This window comes from Synechococcus sp. MU1611 (genome assembly GCF_020514255.1).
Lineage (GTDB): Bacteria > Cyanobacteriota > Cyanobacteriia > PCC-6307 > Cyanobiaceae > Parasynechococcus.
Genome location: NZ_VTLC01000001.1, coordinates 140,270 through 159,313, shown reverse-complemented (window position 1 = coordinate 159,313; position 19,044 = coordinate 140,270). Strand labels below are relative to the sequence as shown.

At 59.5% G+C, this 19,044-nt stretch carries 22 protein-coding genes and 1 tRNA gene; 13 read left to right on the top strand and 10 right to left on the bottom strand.

The window, feature by feature from the left end; translation table 11 throughout:
• The first annotated feature begins 49 nt into the window (after positions 1-49).
• Positions 50-217, top strand: a complete 168-nt coding sequence (locus FZZ92_RS13180; RefSeq protein WP_115025278.1) for a DUF4278 domain-containing protein — start codon at positions 50-52, stop codon at positions 215-217.
• Between the two features lie 114 nt (positions 218-331).
• Here the strand turns inward: FZZ92_RS13180 and FZZ92_RS00840 are convergent, their stop codons facing one another.
• Positions 332-622 carry a hypothetical protein gene (locus tag FZZ92_RS00840; protein WP_136987773.1) on the bottom strand — a complete coding sequence of 97 codons (291 nt, stop codon included), beginning with the start codon at positions 620-622 and terminating at the stop codon, positions 332-334.
• On the opposite strand from FZZ92_RS00840, the gene FZZ92_RS00835 reads away from it, so the two are divergent.
• The 3 genes from FZZ92_RS00835 to FZZ92_RS00825 are packed head-to-tail and all read left to right on the top strand — an operon-like array spanning position 621 to position 1,367.
• Positions 621-839, top strand: coding sequence for a hypothetical protein (locus FZZ92_RS00835; protein ID WP_226422337.1), 219 nt, complete (start codon positions 621-623; stop codon positions 837-839). The genes FZZ92_RS00840 and FZZ92_RS00835 overlap by 2 nt on opposite strands.
• Positions 840-847: 8 nt before the next feature.
• Positions 848-1,117, top strand: coding sequence for a hypothetical protein (locus FZZ92_RS00830; protein ID WP_115025281.1), 270 nt, complete (start codon positions 848-850; stop codon positions 1,115-1,117).
• A 40-nt stretch (positions 1,118-1,157) separates the two neighbouring features.
• Positions 1,158-1,367: a TFIIB-type zinc finger domain-containing protein gene (locus FZZ92_RS00825; protein WP_226422336.1), complete on the top strand. Its 210-nt coding sequence runs from the start codon at positions 1,158-1,160 to the stop codon at positions 1,365-1,367.
• Here FZZ92_RS00825 and pepN read toward each other — a convergent pair.
• The 3 genes from pepN to FZZ92_RS00810 form a co-directional block, all read right to left on the bottom strand.
• Positions 1,357-3,960 (bottom strand): aminopeptidase N, encoded by a 2,604-nt coding sequence (gene pepN, locus FZZ92_RS00820; RefSeq protein ID WP_226422335.1) that lies wholly within the window; start codon positions 3,958-3,960, stop codon positions 1,357-1,359. The genes FZZ92_RS00825 and pepN overlap by 11 nt on opposite strands.
• 189 nt (positions 3,961-4,149) lie before the next feature.
• The gene (locus FZZ92_RS00815) at positions 4,150-4,581 is read right to left on the bottom strand and encodes a cAMP phosphodiesterase (RefSeq protein WP_226422334.1); all 432 of its coding nucleotides are present in this window, start codon (positions 4,579-4,581) and stop codon (positions 4,150-4,152) included.
• Between the two features lie 85 nt (positions 4,582-4,666).
• Entirely contained in the window at positions 4,667-5,254 is a 588-nt protein-coding gene (locus FZZ92_RS00810) for a hypothetical protein (RefSeq protein WP_115025284.1), read from the bottom strand.
• Between the two features lie 107 nt (positions 5,255-5,361).
• Here FZZ92_RS00810 and FZZ92_RS00805 point away from each other — a divergent pair, with 107 nt between their 5' ends.
• Positions 5,362-6,513 (top strand): histidine kinase, encoded by a 1,152-nt coding sequence (locus tag FZZ92_RS00805; protein WP_115025285.1) that lies wholly within the window; start codon positions 5,362-5,364, stop codon positions 6,511-6,513.
• Positions 6,514-6,560: 47 nt separating this feature from the next.
• Positions 6,561-6,633: transfer RNA gene (locus FZZ92_RS00800), tRNA-Glu, on the top strand.
• 45 nt (positions 6,634-6,678) lie between these two features.
• On the opposite strand, the gene FZZ92_RS00795 is transcribed toward FZZ92_RS00800, so the two are convergent.
• On the bottom strand, positions 6,679-7,200 hold the full coding sequence (locus FZZ92_RS00795) for an SRPBCC family protein (protein ID WP_115025286.1): 522 nt from the start codon (positions 7,198-7,200) through the stop codon (positions 6,679-6,681).
• Between the two features lie 161 nt (positions 7,201-7,361).
• On the opposite strand from FZZ92_RS00795, the gene FZZ92_RS00790 reads away from it, so the two are divergent.
• The 7 genes from FZZ92_RS00790 (at position 7,362) to FZZ92_RS00760 (ending at position 14,580) form a co-directional block, all read left to right on the top strand.
• Complete coding sequence (locus FZZ92_RS00790; protein ID WP_115025287.1) at positions 7,362-8,552, top strand: FAD-binding oxidoreductase; 1,191 nt, start codon at positions 7,362-7,364, stop codon at positions 8,550-8,552.
• A gap of 154 nt (positions 8,553-8,706) precedes the next feature.
• The gene (gene zwf, locus FZZ92_RS00785) at positions 8,707-10,230 is read left to right on the top strand and encodes a glucose-6-phosphate dehydrogenase (protein WP_226422333.1); all 1,524 of its coding nucleotides are present in this window, start codon (positions 8,707-8,709) and stop codon (positions 10,228-10,230) included.
• Positions 10,231-10,285: 55 nt separating this feature from the next.
• Positions 10,286-11,572: a glucose-6-phosphate dehydrogenase assembly protein OpcA gene (locus FZZ92_RS00780; RefSeq protein ID WP_226422332.1), complete on the top strand. Its 1,287-nt coding sequence runs from the start codon at positions 10,286-10,288 to the stop codon at positions 11,570-11,572.
• A 14-nt stretch (positions 11,573-11,586) separates the two neighbouring features.
• Complete coding sequence (locus FZZ92_RS00775; RefSeq protein ID WP_226422331.1) at positions 11,587-13,014, top strand: cobyrinate a,c-diamide synthase; 1,428 nt, start codon at positions 11,587-11,589, stop codon at positions 13,012-13,014.
• Positions 12,942-13,262 (top strand): acylphosphatase, encoded by a 321-nt coding sequence (locus FZZ92_RS00770; protein ID WP_370631239.1) that lies wholly within the window; start codon positions 12,942-12,944, stop codon positions 13,260-13,262. The genes FZZ92_RS00775 and FZZ92_RS00770 overlap by 73 nt, the downstream gene beginning before the upstream one ends.
• 85 nt (positions 13,263-13,347) lie before the next feature.
• Positions 13,348-13,722: a hypothetical protein gene (locus FZZ92_RS00765; protein WP_226398840.1), complete on the top strand. Its 375-nt coding sequence runs from the start codon at positions 13,348-13,350 to the stop codon at positions 13,720-13,722.
• 171 nt (positions 13,723-13,893) lie between these two features.
• Entirely contained in the window at positions 13,894-14,580 is a 687-nt protein-coding gene (locus FZZ92_RS00760; RefSeq protein ID WP_226422330.1) for a GAP family protein, read from the top strand.
• A gap of 1 nt (position 14,581) precedes the next feature.
• Here the strand turns inward: FZZ92_RS00760 and FZZ92_RS00755 are convergent, their stop codons facing one another.
• From FZZ92_RS00755 to folD, 5 genes are read right to left on the bottom strand one after another with little or no spacing between them, the layout of a single operon-like run.
• A complete protein-coding gene (locus FZZ92_RS00755) occupies positions 14,582-16,033 on the bottom strand; it encodes an AAA family ATPase (RefSeq protein WP_226398841.1) in 1,452 nt (483 codons plus the stop codon).
• Positions 16,030-16,542, bottom strand: a complete 513-nt coding sequence (locus FZZ92_RS00750; protein WP_115025295.1) for a divergent PAP2 family protein — start codon at positions 16,540-16,542, stop codon at positions 16,030-16,032. Before FZZ92_RS00750 ends, FZZ92_RS00755 begins: the two co-directional genes overlap by 4 nt.
• On the bottom strand, positions 16,539-17,429 hold the full coding sequence (gene crtE, locus FZZ92_RS00745) for a geranylgeranyl diphosphate synthase CrtE (RefSeq protein WP_226398842.1): 891 nt from the start codon (positions 17,427-17,429) through the stop codon (positions 16,539-16,541). Before crtE ends, FZZ92_RS00750 begins: the two co-directional genes overlap by 4 nt.
• Before the next feature lie 27 nt (positions 17,430-17,456).
• Entirely contained in the window at positions 17,457-18,146 is a 690-nt protein-coding gene (locus FZZ92_RS00740) for a TIGR02466 family protein (protein WP_226398843.1), read from the bottom strand.
• Positions 18,147-18,154: 8 nt separating this feature from the next.
• A complete protein-coding gene (folD, locus tag FZZ92_RS00735; protein WP_115025298.1) occupies positions 18,155-19,036 on the bottom strand; it encodes a bifunctional methylenetetrahydrofolate dehydrogenase/methenyltetrahydrofolate cyclohydrolase FolD in 882 nt (293 codons plus the stop codon).
• Between the last annotated feature and the right edge of the window lie 8 nt (positions 19,037-19,044).

The window sequence follows — 19,044 nt, the reverse complement described above, 5'->3', positions numbered from 1 at the left end:
AGCGACGATGTAGAACTTGAAAACATTTTTATTCACTCCCTACTAAGCCATGGAACTCACCTTCTTGGGCAACAAATATGCAAAGTCAGAGAAAGCAACTACCAGGCCAACAATCCAACTCAAATACATGGGTAAATCCTATCGGGCGGATCAAGTCAATTCGGTTCGCAATTCCGTTGTTCTGACTTATCGCGGCGTCTCCTATTCCAAGGCCTGAACAGGCTCAGGTTCCACCCCTGCCCTGTCGCCGCCGGCCTCAGCCCTGATGGGGCAGCAGAAACTACGGCAAGAAGATCAAGCATCAGCAAAAATGGCGGGATGAGATTTCTGATCACAGCCCTTGTCGCGTCATGGGCATTGGTCTTGCCGGTGCGGAGTGCGGAACCGATTCCCCTCGTGGTGGTTCCCTTTGACGCAGCATGGGGATCGCGACGTCTTCCCGTGCAGCCAGCAGCGCTTCTGCCCCCACCGCCAGTCCCCGAAGCGAAGCAGGACACGGAATCCAAAACTGAACCGAGACATCAGGGTCAGCGCTGGTGCCGTGGCCGTTGCTAATGCCACCACCGCTGTCGCTCAAACGCGTTTTGTGTAAACCGAAGACATCACTTCTGACTCCCGTCATGCGACACACGGCTCTGTTGATGGCCGTAATCCTTTGGGGCTCCAGGGCTCTCGCAGGCGGGAATCGGGCCACAGCCCAGGGCCCCTCAGAGCAGTTCGCCACCGCAGAGGCCATGCGCGTGGTCCCAAAAGGGGCAACGATCACCGACACAACCTGCAAAAGCATTGATGTGGGATTCAGCAGCCGCTATCAGTGCACCATCACTTACAGCCCCTGAGCAGATCAATGAAAGGCTTGCTTGCTCCGTGTTGGGCCTTGCTGCTGCTTGGAGTACCGGCCGCGGGACGCGCCGCATTCGATGAGTGCCAGCTGATGGATCAGGTGCTGAATCGCCTGGGCAACGCCATGGCAATCAATCGAGCGATCATCGCTGAGAGCAGTGACAGCAAAGCTGTTGCTGTGGCGAGCGAAGCTCTTGCCCAGCAGAACGAGAGCTATCGACGCACAAAGCGCCAGCGCTCCAAAGCTGGCTGCGAAGGCTGGGAACGGGACTAACTGATGCCAGGCAAGCTGGTGGAACGATGATTGAGAGACCTTGGCCGTCACCGTCTGCCAGAACTGCGGAAGCCGTCGGTTTCGTGCCGATCGATCCATGGCCGGACGGCTGGTCTGTCAGAACTGCGGTCTTGCGGCAGGGAGCCGAGCCACGCGCCCAACGCCGCTGAGCAATCGGCGCAGCAACAGAAAGTTCTGGCTGGTCATCCTGCTGCTGGGGATCATCGTGCTTGTGGTGATCACGTCATGAGCAACTGAACAACCTCGGCCGTGTTTGCAGAGAGGGGCTCTGACGCCAGCTGTTCGATGGCCTGACGCATCACCTTCTGGCGGTCGGATCCGTAACTGTTGCAGCGGCTGAACACCTTGGCCATCCGTGAAGCTGTGATCGGATTCCGGGAATCAACCGCTGCGATTTGCTCAGCCATGAACCGATAGCCACTGCCATCGGTGGCATGAAATGCCTGCACATTGGCCGTGAATCCGCCCAGGACGGCGCGCAAGGAATTGGGAGCGAGCGGATCGAAGCGTGGGTGCTCCAAAAGCTGCTGAACCCGCTCCAGAGCATTCGACCTGGGGGCCGACGCTTCCATCGCAAACCAAGCGTCAAGGATCACGGGTTTGTCCTTCCAACGGTCGTAAAACAAGGCCATCGCCTGCTCACGCTCAGCACTGTCGAACGGAAGCAACGCGCGCAGTGCTCCCCGCGCAAGGGTCATCGAAGGCCCGGAGACCGCCGCTAGTGCCTCAGCCTGAACCATTGCGTCCCCAGCAGCTGCAAGCCAGCGCCAAGCCAAAGCCGTCAGTGCACGGCCGCCCTGACCGGCTGGCCAAGCCATGGCCCAGTCAGCCCGCGCCAAGTCCAGGAGTCGTCGCAGGGACGACTGCAATCGAACACCCATCTCCTGGGTCCACTCCCGGAACGCCTGATCCAGCGAAAGGGGGTCCACTGGCGATTGCAATGCCTCCAGTTCCGCCATTCCAGGAAGTGCAAGCAGCGCCGCCAGGTCCATGCCATCACCATCGTCGTAAGCGGAGATCCTCTGATCCAGAGCCTGAATCAGAGCCTCCTCCACGGCACGTTTCGGCTGGTTTTCAGCCCGTGCCAGAAGCACCTGACGTGCCAAACGCTGAGCCGCATCCCAACGGCAGAAGGGGTCATCATCGGAAGACAACAGCTGCAGACACTCCTCCAGCGACTGGTCCAACCGCACATGGACCGGCGCCGAGAACCGCCGCAGCACGGATAGGGCAGGGGCGTTGTCACCGGGCTGGCCCTGCAAGGTGATGCTGGCTCGCTCACCCTCCATCACGAGCAGCTCTTCCTCACCAACACGGCCCTGATCTCCGACCAGCGCGATGGCGATCGGCAACACAAGCGGCAGTTTTTCAGCTTGTCCCGGCGTGGGGGGCGTCGTCTGGTGCAAGTCGACGGTCAACTGGCCAAGTGAGGAATTCCAGTGCCGTTCAACCCTGAGTTCCGGTGTTCCAGCCTGGTGATACCAGCGCTGAAACCGCTCCAGATCAAATCCCAGGGGTTCTCCCTGGCTGGTCGCCCCATCGGCGATTGCCTGAACAAAGTCCTCCGTTGTGGCGGCCGTGCCATCAAAACGTTCCACGTAAACCTCCATTCCCTTCATGAAACGCTCAGGCCCAAGCAAGGTGCGCAGCATGCGGATCAGTTCCGCGCCCTTTTCGTAAATGGTTGTTGTGTAGAAGTTATCGATCGCCTGGTATTCCGATGGCTTCACGGGATGAGCTGTGGGGCCTGCATCCTCTCGAAATTGGGTATTACGCAACATGGCAACATCCTCAATGCGCTTAACCGCTTCAGAATGCAGATCTGCAGTAAAACATTGATCACGAAAAACCGTTAGACCTTCTTTAAGCGAGAGCTGAAACCAATCCCTGCATGTAATGCGATTCCCACTCCAATTATGAAAATATTCGTGCGCAATGACGCTTTCGATTCTTTCGAGCTCGGCATCGGTTGCAGTCACCGCATCGGCGAGAACAAGCTTTGAATTGAAGATATTCAGACTCTTATTTTCCATTGCGCCCATGTTGAAGTGACGCACCGCGACGATGTTGTACTCATCAAGGTCGTATTCGAGGTTATAAACAGATTCATCCCATGCCATGGATCGCTTCAGCGACGCCATGGCATGGGCCGTGAAGGGTTCATCACCCTCCTCAACATGCAATCTCAGGGTGACCTGCCGGCCCGACGTCGTTGTGTACTGATCACGAATCTCCCTCAGGTCTCCGGCCACCAGGGCGAACAGGTAAGAGGGTTTGGGGTAAGGATCGTCCCAGGTCACAGCATGACGATCAGCGCCAACGCGCTCGGTCTCTATTGCATTGCCATTGCTGAGCAGCACAGGACAAAGGCTGCAGCTGGCCTCAATCCGCACCCTCCAACGACTGAGCACATCCGGACGATCAGGATGCAGGCTGATGCGTCGAAATCCTTCGGCCTCGCACTGAGTGCTTAGGAGACCACCGCTGGCATACAACCCCTCGAGAGAGCTATTGGAGTAAGGATCCAGACGGCAGCAGGTCTCCAGCACAAACGGCTGGGTCGGAACATCTGCGATGGTCAGAAGTCCGTCAGCAAAGCTGTAATCCTCAGGCTTCAAAGGCGTCTGGTCGATCGCGAGGGATTCGATGGCCAGATCGACGCCGCACAACACGAGGGGCTCACTGGAACGACGCGGTTGAAGGCTGAGCCTGGAGTTAACAACGACATGGTCGCTCTGAATGTTCACATCCAGGGCAATGTCGGGAAGATCAAAGGCCCATGGCGTGTAGTCCGCTAAACGAATCGAAGCAGCTGCAGTCATGGGCTAACGACGCAAGGACACATCAATCCTGACGGAAAGAACCCACAACTGAGGGCCTTCAGCCAAAAGCTGAACCTTCAGACCACCAGGTATAGAACTAAATATTATCGATCAATCCCAAGATCGGAATCTTTCATAGCTTAGAAAATCGAGATATTTGTCACTACAAGAGCGGGAGAAGAGCTCTTCCTATTTCTTGGCGGGCTTCAAGGACGCGGCTGCTTTCTCAAAGCGTGCTTTCTCTGCGGCAGGAACTGATTTAGGACAGAACTTCAAAGCGCCGCCTACGACCATAAAGCCAGCATTGTTAAGGAACTGCTTCTCAGGCAAAGGAGTCTTGGAGCCGGGAAGCAAACCACCATGCTTGCCGTAGATCACATGCAACTGAGCGGCAAGAGCAACCGCAAGAGACTTGCTGAAATCGATCTTCTGGGCCCTCGCCTCACAGAAGGTGGCGATCGACATCACCCCATACGTATTGACTTCCATGGCCGTAGCAGGGGTGGGCTTGGCCTTTGACGCCTGAGCCTGAGACGTGGCGGGAAACAGCAACGGAGCTGCCATCAACAGGGCAGCGGTGGCTAACGAACGACGAATCACCTTGGTTCTCGGACGGCTCACTTTTTTGCAACTTACCGCCCAAGCAAAGGCTTCACGAGGGTTGGGCGCGGTTGTTGAACTGGGACAACAGCAGAACGGAATACCCCTATTCGTCCTCGATCGGCGGCAGGGAATCGGAAAGTCGAATCTCGTGATGGTGCTCAACGATGGAGAGATCACCGTTCTCCCAGCTGTAAATGGCGCGATAGCGGTAGCGGTCCTGATCCACAAGCCGAATGTGCTCAAGGATGTCCCATTGCTGATAGTGGGATTCGAGGATGGTTTCGTGCTCATCCACTTGCCGGATCCTGGTTCTCACAGGGTCTCCAGTGAGATAACCACGACTTCGTTGGAGCTGATGGCCCCAAAGCGTGGCCTCCATCACCCCATTGCGCTCAAACCAAGGCTTCCGTGCAAAAAATTCGTCGGAATGCTGGTCCTCCTGGTCGGACCACCAGCTAAATCTGTACCGACTCTCGCCGGCCTCGGGGTGGGCGAAGGCCTCCATCTTGAGGTTCATATCCAAATGCAGCACCTGGTCGTCACTGAAGGTGTACTGCCGTCTGGAACGCCAGACCCCCAAATTGCGGTTGAACCAGCGACGCAGGCTGCTGTCGACCTGAATCGTCGGCTGGACAGCCACTCCAGCGGGAGCGGTCAGAGGAACACGGTTTTGCGCGGAAAAAAGCGACATGGACCGCGTCGATGACGCCATGGAGTGTTCTCCATCGTCTTAGCTCTGATGGCGGTTCAGTCAAAAACCCATAAGGTAAGCATCGGTTTTTGTGGTCTTGAGTCCGCGTGGTGAAGGACGGTCCCAAGACCCATCAGCCGTTGAAGCTATTGCTGGTGGCAGCGCGACACCACCTGTCTGGCCAGGATCTTCGTTCCGTGGTGCAGTTTCTGGAACGGGAAGACCTGGGCTTCGAAGTCACCCTGCAGGTCGCTGATCCCTCACACCAACCCGAACTTCTGGAACTGCATCGCCTTGTGGTGACGCCAGCCCTCATCAAACTTGCTCCAAACCCGAAACAGGTTTTTGCAGGAAGCAACATCCTTCAGCAACTCAAAGGGTGGGTACCGCGCTGGAAACAGGATGGGGTGGTAAGCGGTCTCGGCCTCAGCCTCAGACCCACGGAACTTGATGGGAGTCGGACCCAAAAGGAACTCCAACTCGAGGATCAACTCTTGGTGCTGCGTCAAGAGAACGAGACGTTGATCGATCGCGTTCATGCCCAGGAACGCTTGTTGCGCATGGTGGCCCATGAACTGCGAACACCGCTCACGGCAGCGGCGTTAGCCCTGCAAAGCCAGCGCTTGGGACAGATCGACATGGATCGCTTTCAGGATGTGATCACCCGCCGCCTGCAGGAGATGGAGGCGCTGTCAAAGGATTTGCTCGAAGTGGGAACCACCCGTTGGGAAACGCTGTTCAACCCGCAACGGCTCGACCTGGCCAGCGTTTCTGCCGAGGTCATTCTCGAGCTCGAAAAATTGTGGTTGGGCCGAAACGTCGAAATACAAACTGATATCCCCGCTGATCTTCCCAAGGTCTTTGCCGACCAGCGCCGCATGCGTCAGGTGCTGCTGAATCTCCTGGAAAATGCCCTGAAGTACACCGGAGATGGAGGGCATATCTCGCTCACCATGCTGCACCGCACCAGCCAGCGAGTGGAGGTCAGTGTTTGTGACAGTGGTCCCGGCATTCCGGAAGCGGAACAACAGCGAATTTTTCTGGATCGGGTTCGTCTACCGCAAACCTCCGACCAAACCACCGGGTACGGCGTGGGTCTGGCGGTCTGCCGCCGCATCGTCGAAGTGCACGGCGGCAAGATCTGGGTTGTCTCAGACCCTGGAGAAGGAGCCTGCTTCACCTTCACGGTGCCGATCTGGCAAGGACAAGGTGTCGAATGGGGACAGGCTGTCTTGACGGAGGGTCCGACCAAGCCCTAGTGTTCACAAGTGATCAGGAGCACTGACTGCTCGCTCATCACGGCCTCGCCCCCATCGTCTAGAGGCCTAGGACACCTCCCTTTCACGGAGGCGACAGGGGTTCGAATCCCCTTGGGGGTATAGACAACATCGCGAATTCAATTCGCGATGAGTTGAGCAGCGAATTCAGCCGTTTCTTCGTTGCGCTTCCTTCACCACAGCGCTCAGATTGCTGGAAAGATCATCGCGCAGTCGCTCTTCAATCAAACCAATCGGCATGCCTAGGCAGCCTTGAACCGTCAGCTCGTAGAGCAGTGAGCTGCCATCTGGACGTTGACGGATCTGCCACGAACCTTCGAACCGCCTGAAATCACCTTTCACCATGCGGAACTGCAGCAGTCCGTCGTGGCGATACTCCGTCAACTCCAACTGAACCTGGGCTGAGAACCGAAGCCCCAGGAGCTGCTGACTGCCCACCTGCTGAAGCCGTACCGTCTGGCCTTGGCGCTGGATCAGCTCGCTGGAGCTGAGGTTGGGGATAAACCGGGACAAATTCTCGTAATCCGTCAGCACATCCCAGAGGAGCTGAACAGGCATCGAAGATTTCAGTTCCGCAGCGAGACGACGCGCACCCTGGGGCAGCCGCTCCATGGTCTGCTCAATCGCAGTCGCTGAATCGCTGGAGGTTTGAAGCCCACGTCCAAACATTGTCTGGGGGAGAACCAAAAGAGGCGCCGAAGCGAGAGACCGAACTTGGGGATCTTAAGGAGGTCGCCTGAATCACATCGAATTCTGTTCCAAAGAGCAACCTTTTTGTGTGAAATCGAAGGCCACGCCTATAGTCGCGCCACAAAAAGCAGGTAATTTCAATGCGGGTGTCCAATGCAGCGACAGAACATTGCAATGAGGTTCTGTTCACTGTTGTGGCAAGTGGTCCCCAGGTCGGCTCACAAGCGTCCGTGGTTCAGACCTACACCGTTGCTATGAACCAGTTTTCCGCACTTTTCAAGCGATTGGGAGCCAGCGGCGCCAAAATCGTTTCGGTGAATGGTGTGGAAGTAGAGCATTCAGCCGCTCCCGTTGCCGCCACCCCGGCACCTGCCAAAAAAACCGCCAAAAAACCCGCTAAGAAAGCCGTGACGTCAAGCGCCCCGAAGAAAAAGCCCCACGCCGACGTACCGGTCAACACCTACAAACCCAAAACACCGTTCATGGGAACGGTGACCGAGAACTACTCCCTGCTGAAGGACGGTGCGATCGGTCGTGTTCAGCACATCACCTTTGATCTCGCGGGTGGTGATCCTCAGCTGAAGTACATCGAAGGCCAGAGCATCGGCATCATCCCCGAGGGTGAAGACGCCAAAGGCAAACCTCACAAGCTGCGGCTGTACTCCATCGCAAGCACACGCCACGGCGACAACCTCGAGGGCAACACCGTCTCCCTGTGCGTTCGCCAGCTCGAGTACAAGAACGATGCCGGCGAACAGATCTATGGGGTCTGCTCCACTTATCTCTGCGACATCGAACCCGGCACCAAGGTGAAAATCACCGGACCGGTTGGCAAGGAGATGCTCCTGCCTGACGATGAAGAGGCCAACGTGATCATGCTGGCGACGGGCACAGGCATCGCCCCGATGCGCACCTATCTCCGCCGCATGTTCGAGCCCCGCGAACAAGACACCAACGGGTGGAAGTTCCGCGGCAAAGCCTGGCTGTTCATGGGCGCGCCCAAAACAGCCAACCTTCTCTATGACGAGGATTTCCTCCACTACGAGAAGGAGTACCCCGACAACTTCCGCTACACCAAGGCGATCAGTCGGGAAGAGCAGAACGCCAAGGGCGGCCGGATGTACATCCAGGACCGTGTTCTGGAGCACGCCGAAGAGATCTTCGCCATGATCGAAGATCCCAAGACCCACGTTTATATGTGTGGTCTTCGCGGCATGGAGCCGGGCATCGACGAAGCCATGACAGCCGCTGCTGCTGCCAAGGGCCTCGACTGGTCTGAACTTCGCCCGCAGCTGAAGAAAGCCGATCGCTGGCACGTTGAAACCTATTGATCGATCGCCTTCAGATCGTTTCCGGTCCACCCCTCGGGGTGGACTTTTTTTTTCGGTTGAAAACAAAAGCTGAGATCAACACGGAAACAAAGCAGCAAGTCCATGTCTGTTGCCACTTCCGTGCCTAAACCAGCGTCAGAAGCCTGGACGCTCCATGGTCGCCACGATGACAAACCCCCTACGGGTTGGACTGCGACAGGAGCGCGTGATCGCGCCGCAGTGTCTGGTGATTTTCGGCGCGAGCGGGGATCTGACCCACCGCAAACTGGTTCCAGCCCTTTTCGAGCTGTTCAAGCAACGGCGACTTCCCAGTGAGTTTGCCCTTCTTGGCTGTGCTCGACGGCCGTGGAGTGATGAGGAGTTCCGCGGAAAGATGGCGGAAGCGCTCGCCAGCACCATCAAGGACGACCCCCAGGCCTGGGAGCAATTTGTCAGCAAACTCTTCTACGAGCCCGTCGACCTTCAGCAACCTGAGGATGTTGTTCGGCTCGGCGGACGGCTCGAGCAGATCGATCAACAGTGCGCCACCCGCGGCAACCGCACGTTCTACCTCTCTGTGTCGCCCAAGTTCTACGGCAGTGGCTGCCGCTCACTCGCCGACGCAGGCCTGTTGAAAGATCCCAAACGCAGCCGGGTGGTGATCGAGAAGCCATTCGGTCGCGACTACGGCAGTGCCCAGGCCCTCAATCGTGTGGTCCAGACCTGTGGGCAGGAGAACCAGATCTTTCGCATCGACCATTACCTGGGCAAGGAAACCGTCCAGAACATCATGGTTCTGCGCTTTGCCAACACGATCTTCGAGCCGATCTGGAACCGCAATTACATCTCCAGTGTTCAGATCACCGCAGCTGAAACCGTCGGGGTGGAGGAGCGCGCCGGGTACTACGAATCGGCAGGTGCTCTGAGGGACATGGTGCAGAACCACCTGACACAGATGCTGGCGATCACCGCCATGGAACCTCCAGGTCGCTTTGATCCGGAAGCCATCCGCAACGAAAAAGCCAAGGTGCTCCAGTCCGCCCGACTCGCTGACGAGCTCGAGCCCTGGAACTGCTGCATCCGCGGCCAGTACGGTCCCGGTGGTTCAGCGGAATCACCCCTGGCTGGTTACCGCCATGAACCCGGTGTCGATCCCAACAGCACCACCGAGACCTACGTGGCGATGAAACTGTTCATCGACAATTGGCGCTGGCAGGGCGTTCCGTTCTATGTGCGCACCGGCAAACGCCTGGCCAAGCGCATGAGTGAAGTGGTGCTCACCTTCCGCGAGGCGCCGGTGCATCTATTTGATGCGGCCACCGGAGGTCCCACCGCCAATCAGCTCATTCTGCGCATCCAGCCGGATGAAGGAGCTGAATTCCGCTTCGAGGTGAAATCACCAGGGTCTGGGATGCGGAGTCGCCCCATCGACATGGAATTCTCCTATGACGAATCGTTCGGAGAACCCTCCGATGAAGGCTATGTGCGGCTCCTCGCTGACGCCATGCTCAGCGATCCCACCCTGTTCACCCGCAGCGATGAAGTGGAAGCCGCATGGCGTCTGTACACCCCTCTGCTGGAGCTGATTGAAGACAGCCCCTGGCAGCTGCCGGTCCATCCCTACGAATCACGCACCTGGGGGCCTGCCGCAGCGGATGCCCTACTGGCGAAAGACGGACTGCTCTGGCGACGCCCATAACTGACCTGTTTCTCAGCTCTCCACGTCCCGCTCCACTCCCTGCTGCTCCGTCACGATGTCCCCTCAGCTCACCCTCCAAACCCCGCTTGAACTGGCACCTGCGGAGGTGCCCCACTACCTCGAGCAACTCTGGTCCCCGGAGCAGCAGGGCAGCACGGGCACCGGTGCGAACACCTTCTGCCTGCTGATCTGGCAACCCGCCTGGGCCGAGCAGCAATTGATCCGGTGTGGCCGCCTGCCTGGGCCCATCACCGGACAGCAGTCCGCCCCCTTGATCGCTGCGGGTCGCCAAGCGGTGATGGATGCCGACCTCCCCCTCAGCACACCTCCCCTCGATGGGGCTGTGGTGAAGGCGATGGCTGATTTGGGGGGACAGGCCAGCGCAGAAGACCTGCGTGGGCAGTACATCGATCCGGCCCTGAGTGCACTGATGCCTCGTCGCCTGATCACCCTGGCACCAACGATTGATACGGAGCAGTCGTTGGAAACACTCGTGGCCGCCTACTGCCCGCTGCCTGAAGAAGGGGGTGGCACCACCGCGTGTGGGGACGTTGTGGTTCTGCGGGGCGGCCATGGCGCCCTCAATGAAGGACTCTCAATTCTCGAACCGCTGCTGCCTTCATCGATGCCTGCCTGGGTCTGGTGGAACGGATGCATGGATGAAGCGCCGGACCTGATGCAGCGGCTGACCAGCGCGCCCCGTCGTCTGATCATCGATACAGCGATGGGGGATCCGCATCAGTGCCTTGACCTGCTGCGCTCCCGCGTGGAGAACGGCCAGGCGGTGAACGATCTCAACTGGCTGCGATTGCGCAGCTGGCGCGAGACCCTCGCCATGGTGTTTGACCCGCCGCAACAGCGTGATGCCTTAAGCCACATCACAAGCCTGGACATCGATGTGGAAGGGCATCATCCCGCCCAAGGGCTGCTGCTTGCCGCCTGGATCGCCGATCGGCTCGGTTGGACGTTGGTCTCTTCCGCCGCGACCGACGACGGCACATCAGCCCTGTTCAAGCGTTCCGATGACACGGAGGTGCGCTTTCAACTAATGGCTGTACCGACGGGCCAGCCCAACGTGCATGCGGGACAGATGGTGGGGCTTCGACTGATTGCTGAGCCGGAGAACGGCCAAGGCGTTTGTGTGATTCTCTGCGCTGAATCAGGGGGGTGCATGCGTTTGGAAGGTGGCGGCATGGCCAACCTCGAGCTGCATGAAGAAGTTGTTCCCGTTCAGCACGACACCCCGGAAATGGATGTCGCCCGACTGCTCGGCGGCGGTCACGACAGCACCAACCCCCTCCTGGCCGCTGCTGCACCACTGGCTGCCAGGCTGCTGGGCTGAGCCGCGTCTAAGCCATGGCCGCCGTCATCGCTGCACCAGCCAGTGGCAGCGGCAAAACCCTGCTGAGCCTGGCACTGTTGAGCTGGGCGCATCAGAACGGACGACGAATCCAACCCTTCAAGGTTGGACCGGACTATCTCGATGCCCAGCTGCTGAGCCAAGCCTCCGGTCAGGCCTGTCGCAACCTCGATCTCAATTTGTGCGGGGAAGACTGGGTTCGGCGGGCATTTCACGGTTACGGCGGAGTCGCTGACCTAACCCTCGTGGAGGGAGTGATGGGCCTGTTCGACGGCATCGGCAGCAGTGAAACGGGAAGCACCGCCGACGTGGCCCGCCTGCTGGGCTTGCCGGTGGTGCTGGTGCTGGATGCCGGGGGGCAGGCCGCCTCCCTCGGCGCCCTCGTTCGCGGATTCCGCGATCACGATCCCAACCTGGCAATCGCCGGAGTGGTACTGAATAAGGTCAGCAGCCCCAGGCACCGGGAGCTCCTCGGAGAGGTACTTGACCGCATGCAGGTGCCCTTGCTGGGCTGTCTACCGCGCACCGAGGCCCTTGCACTGCCGGGCCGTCATCTCGGTTTGGCCCCTGCCCATGAGATGGAAGCTCCCGAACAACGACGCCAAGCCTGGGCCGCTCTGGCCAGCGAGCATCTGAACATGGAACGCCTGGAGCCCTTGCTTCTGGCACCCCGCCAAGGGCCGCACCCTCTGGCCGACATCCCAGCGGTGAAGGGGCAACCCCTTCCTGTGGCTCTTGCCAGTGATGCTGCCTTTCACTTCCGCTACCAGGAAACCTGTGAACTGCTGGAGCAAATGGGCATGCCCGTACTCCGTTGGAGTCCCCTTGCCGATGCGCCCATCCCTGCCGAAGCCAAGGGGCTGATCTTGCCGGGCGGCTTCCCAGAGCAGCATGCAGCCCAACTCAGCGGCTGTGAACAAAGCCTGAGGTCTCTTCGACAGTTCGTGCAGCATCGGCCTGTCTACGCCGAATGCGGTGGGATGCTCATGCTCGGACAGAGGCTTCAGGACCTCGATGGCAACGGGCACAACATGACGGGCATTCTTCCGTTCAAGGCCCAGCGTGGCCGGCTGCACGTGGGCTACCGCCGCCTGCAGGCTCGGCGGGACAGCCCTGTCGTTCAGAGCGGTCAAAAGCTCGTTGGTCACGAATTTCACCGTTGGGAGCTGCACACCAATCGGCAGCCCTCCGACCGATCAGTGCTGTGGGACATTGAGGGATGGAAAGTCCATCGACATTCGGAAGGATGGGTCGATCAGACGGTTCACGCGAGCTGGGTACACCTGCACTGGGCCAGCTCTACGACGATTTGCTCCCGATGGCGCGCCGCGCTCGAAGCCGGGGAGAAGCGATCGCCAAACGGTTTGTCAGCCGCCAGCAACACCAACGGATACAACCGTTCGTCGAACGCTGGCGCTGGGTAATCGAGGGACGCGTCCAACGGGTGGGATTCCGCGCCAGCTGCAGTCGGCGCGCCCTGGATCTCGGGATCAGCGGATGGGTTCGCAACCAAAGCGATGGCAGTGTCGAAGTGCAAGCCGAAGGCCCACCACTCGCCTTGTCTGAACTTCGGGCCTGGTGTGAGGTCGGACCTCCGGGCGCGCGAGTGCTTCGGGTGAAACCAAGCCAGCTCCCTGTCACAGGCGATGACTGGTTCGAAGTGCGGTACTGAAACGTACAAGCGAAAACATTGGGAAGGACACTGCCACGCTCAGCCCACCTAGCTACGGCTGAAGCAGGACCTTCGCGCCTGACGCATGCTCCGCTTCGGATTTGTCCTCTTGATCACAGCACTGCCCCTGCTCGGCATGGAGGCGATGAGCACGCGACGGGAGACGACGAAGCAGGTGTTCGATTCAGCGACAGAGGCCCTCGAGGCCTGTCAGAGCTGGAGGCACAGGGAAGGACAGTTTTCGGCGTTGATTCCTGCTGCTGCACCGGTGTCAGATCAGGCACGCGAAGTACACACCGACATCCGCAGCTGTGAAGCCGATTTAGACCGTGCACTGATTCTGGGGCGCCGCTACAGCGTTATGGCCAACGTTCACTACAACAAAACACTGCGGTCTCTGCACCGCCCGATCAATCGCACCTTTCCTTACCTGCTGACAGGTGGCAAAACTGACGACTAAAGAACCTGGCGTTCCTTGAGCAACTTCCTTGATACCAAAGACAAAGCCTTCTGGAGAGCCATTCTCGGCGTTGTGAGCCTAGGGGTGAGTATTGGCCTGGCCGCGTTGATCCTGCGACTCTGAGCAAGGCGCTTGTCGAACATCAACGATCGAGGTTCATAACCTGAATGAATGGCGGAACCCAGGATCTGGACGGAGCTGCTGACCTACGGGATTGGCGTGGCACTCTCGCCCATTCATATCGTTCTGATGCTGCTACTGCTGCTGGGGGAGTCGCCCCTGCGGCGTGGTGGGTTGTTTCTGGGTGGGTGGCTGCTGACCAGCGCCCTGGCAGTTATCGGGCTGCTGACTCTTGGACATGGACTACTCCTGGACATGACCCAGGGATCCGACCACCGAACAGGCCTTGATCTGATTGGCGGTGGAGCCTTAATCGCCCTGGGCGGGCGTGAACTGGTTCGAGGCGTGCTGGAAAACGGAGCAGCCCCGTCCTGGAGCAGTGCCGTGGATCGCTTTGCAGCAATGCCACTTCCCTTGCTGTTACTAATCAGCAGCGTCACAGAAGTCATCAGTCCCGACGACCTGCTGCTGTTCGCCAAGAGCGCAGCCGTGATTCTTGCCGCACAGTTCCCTTTGCGTGAAGAAATTGCCTGCAGCGCAGGGTTCAGCGCCGCGGCCAGTGCCCTACTTGTGATTCCATTTTTGGCTGTGTTAGCCGGACGTCAGCGGGTCCTGCCGCTTCTGCAAAACGGCAAAGCAGCCCTTCTCCGACGCGGGGAACTGGTGGTGGGAAGCCTGAGTTTCGGGCTAGGGGCCTATCTGGGCTGGCAGGGCATCAGTGGGCTGATGATCAGCTGATTCATTTGGGTTCTCTCGCGTTGTCGAATTCGCGCTGCCATGAGGCGCGCAGGTCAGACGACGTCTCCCCGCCGAGCAACCAGACCCCCGTGCGAGCACGGGACACAGCGACATAACAGAGCTGCTGACGAATCGAGGGATCCGCCCGGAACACATCTGGCGCCACAAAAACATCCCCGAAGCTGCTGCCTTGGCTGCGATGCACCGTGAGCACAGCTGCAGGACCAAGCGAAGCGAAAGCATCGCGAATCAAAAAGTACTGACGCCAGATCGCTCGCCCATTTTTTTTACCGGCATCACGGGCCTGCTTGCGCAGGCGGTGCATCACCGCATCAAGCTCCTGACGACCGGAACTTCCGATCGGAGGCTGCAGGCGCAGGGTGAGTTCCAGATCCCCGGCATTCACCGTCGCAGACAGCGTCTCGATCACAGGCACGGGACCGTCGGCTGACGACAGGCCGAAATCCGCCAGATCACAGGCCTCCGGCTTGATGTCACGCACAGTCACTTCGCGGTTGGAACCCAACACCATGTCGGGTTCTTCGCCGGCCTCTTCACCATCCCTTGAGGCCGGTGCCATCACCGCAGTGCGACTGATCAACACCTCACCAGGCAGCACCGGCATCTGATCCGCCATCTCCCCATGAATGGCACGGCGCGCATGGGGCACAAGACGATCCAAGGTGCGGTTCGTGTAGCAGAGGATGCGTGCAGCATCGGGGTTGTCTTGCACCGAGGCTTCACGCAAGGCACGCCGGGCCTGATCCAGCCACTCCCGTTGGATCAAGCTGCACACCTGGCCCTGCGGTGATCGAATCGGCGGCATCAGCGGCGGCATCTGGCAGGGCAAGCGACCCTCCCGGAGACCAGAGGCCAGCTGGAGCACGGGTCCTTGATGACGAACCACCTCGGTCAACGTGGCGGAACAAGACCGTTGCATCGCAAAAACGGGACTGTTCTCCTCTCCCACCGGTGGCAACTGGGCGGGGTCACCAACGAACACCAAACGGGTCTTGAACGGATGGGCGCACTGGAGGGCAATGCCCAGCAGGGTGCTGTCGACCATGGAAGCTTCGTCAATCAGCACCAAACCCAGGTTCTCCAGGGCCATGGCCGTCTGCTCTGTGGGTTCGCAGAGTTCAGCGTCAGCGGATCGCTTGAGCTTCAGCCGCAACAAACGATGGATGGTGGAGGGATACCAGGTGGGTTGGAGACCCTCCAACTCCAGCGCCTGGCGTAAAACGCCAACCGCTTTGTGGGTTGGGGCCACAACGGTCCAACACAATCCGCTGGCTTCCACCTGCCTTAACAGCCGCATCGAGAGGAAGGTCTTGCCGCTGCCGGCGAAACCACTGAGCACAAACGGCGTGCCATCAACGGGCTGATTGAGCCAGGCCGCAAAGGCATCTGCCGCCGCCTGCTGATCAGCGGTGAGCTCAGCGGCTGCGGTCACCCCAGCCCCGCTCCAAGACGGGCCACCAGATGCAGCGGTGATCCCAGATACACCAAGCCTGGCAAGGCGATGGCGGGGCCCATCAGGCTGCCCACCAGCACCTGCAGCCGACTGTGGCCCAGGCTTTCCTTAAGCGGCTTCGCATGGGGCTCCGGCCAAAGCGAATCAGGCAGGCCGTTGACCCGTTCCGCCGTCAGCCCGGCAGCGCGACGAATGCCGCTGGCGTCGTACATCACGACAAACGCCACCATCGCCGCGAGCGCGAACAGGGGGTGATCAAAACCAAGGGTCCATCCAACACACGCCGCCGTCCCTGTGACCAGGGCGGAGTGGCTGGAGGGCATGCCACCGGTTTCAATCAGCACCGCCGGACGCCAACGGCGGTGCAGCAGCAACTCAAGGAACAGTTTGGACAACTGAGCTACACCGCAGGCCATCAAGCCCCAGGTCAGCGAACTGTTGTCGAAAACCTCCTGCACAACAGCGTGGGAGGGAATGGCTTCGATCATCGGTCGCGGCTGGTGATGAAGTCGGCCAATGCGAGCAGGGGAACCGCCTTCTCGGCCCAAGGCTGGAGGGCTTCTTTCGCTTCATTGACCAACGCGTCAGCCCTGTGGCGGGATTCCTCTAACCCCAGAAGCTTGGGATAGGTGGTCTTATCGGCGATGAGATCTTTGCCGGCGGTTTTGCCCAACACCTCGCTGCTGGCGGTGATGTCGAGAATGTCGTCAATGATCTGGAACGCCAAGCCAATCCCCCTCGCGTAGACGCGTAGGGCCTTGATCAGCGCTTCATCGGCGCCGCCAATCATGGCCCCAGTAATGACACAAGCGCTCAACAGAGCTCCCGTTTTGTGGAGGTGGATGTACTCGAGGGTTTCAAGATCCACCTCCTTTCCTTCGCTTTCCAGATCCACCACCTGGCCGCCCACCAGACCTGGCGCACCGGCCACCAACGACAGTTCTCCCACCACCTTGAGCAGACGCTCAGCAGGAACATCCAGACTGCGCAGAGCCACCATTTCAAAGGCTCGGGTCAGCAGTGCATCACCCGCGAGGATGGCAACGGCTTCGCCGTACACCTTGTGATTGGTGGGACGACCACGCCTCAAGTCATCGTCATCCATGGCCGGCAGGTCGTCATGGATCAGCGACATGGTGTGGATCATTTCAAGCGCCACCGCAGTCGGCAGAGCCTGCGATGCGTCCCCCCCGGCCAACTCGCAGGCGGCGAGGCAAAGAATTGGACGCAACCGCTTTCCACCGGCAAGCAGCGAATACCGCATCGCTTCCCTTAAGGACTCCGGCCTCTCAGGACCTAGGGATCCATCAAGTGCCGTTTCCACCCGCTCTTTGGCCTTGCCGAGATAGGCCTTGAAATCAAACTCGGCGCTCATGGGTGGACCCTGGCTGGCGGGATTCTCTCAGGCCGAGTCCTTGATGCCGAGTGGGACCCAATCCATGGGGTGGGGTGTTCGCATCTCGCGTCCCTTCCCTGGCGCCGTGGTGATGGCGAGGTCATAGGAGACCGAATAGCGGGGTCCTCCCCCTTCATAGGGGAGCACCCGATGCCGAAGATCCGAAGGGAACAACAACAGCCGGTGGGGCGTCGGCGCGAAAACACCACCGGAGACGGCGGCATCGCGATAGGGAATCGCCATCACATGGCTGAAGTAATCGTCGGGAGCCTCAAATTCAAGCTCCCCACTCTCGTTCGCCGGATCTGCCAACACATAAAACACCGCACTCAACTGAGCATTGCGATGGCTGTGCAAATCAATTGTTCCGCCATCTCTGGCACAAACCACGGGCCAGGCTTTTTGGATGTGCGCCACAAGGCCGTGATCGTTCCCCAGGAGCGCATGGAGATAGTCCGACACGTGAACAGATAACTGAGCGTTCAGCCACTGGAACGCATCCATACGATGCAACTGATCCAGGCCGGCGTGGCCCAACAAATCTCCCGTGAGGTTGTTGCGATCGCTGAACTCAGGGTGCTGATACACCTGCGCGTCGAACTGCTCAAGCTGTTGCTGCATGGCTGCGGCCGTCGCGACATCCGGTTCAAGATCCGCCTGCAGAACGGGTGTTGGAAACAGCCAGTGCAGCGCCATTGAATCGATCAGGGCACGAGATCGTCCAAATCATGGTCAATGTTGTGGCGTCTGCACCACGCCACCACGGTGTTGACCAGAAGCATCGTGACCGTCATCGGTCCGACACCTCCTGGGACAGGTGAGAGCGCACCGGCGATCGACTCGATTTCATCAGCGCGAACATCACCGCATAGACCGCCTTCAGGCTTGCGGTGAATACCGACATCCACCACAGCCGCACCCGGCCGCACGTGGTCTGCCCCGATGAACTGGGGACGCCCTGCCGCCACAACCAGAATCTCAGCCTCCTGGGAGTGCGCCGCCAGATCTGCCGTGCGGGAATGGGCAATGGTGACGGTCGCGTTGGCCGCCTGGAGCATCAAGGCCATCGGTTGTCCCACAAGAATGCTTCGACCGATCACCACAGCGCGCTTGCCCGCCGGGTCGATTCCATTGCTGCGCAGCAACGCCATCACTCCTGCGGGGGTGCAGCTGCGCGGGCCCGGTTCCCCCTTAAGCAGCCGGCCGAGATTGAGCGTGTGCAGACCATCTGCATCCTTCTCGGGATCAATAGCCATCAGCAGTGGCCCCTCATCAAGGCCTCCAGGGAGCGGAAGCTGGAGCAGGATCCCATCCACCTCCGGGTTGGCATTCAGCCGTTCAATGGTCTGAAGCACGACCGCAGCAGGAGTGTCGCCGGGGAGGTGGTCGCCAAAGCTGGCCACACCAATCCGAGCACAAGCCTTTTCTTTGTTGGCGACGTAGACGGCGCTGGCCGGATCCTCTCCGACACGCAGCACCGCTAACCCTGGCGGTCGCCCCACCTCAGCCAGACGCTGTTCGATCAGGGATTGAAGACGACGCTCCACATCCCTTGCCAGCACCTTGCCATCCAAACGCAGGGCCATGGCATCTC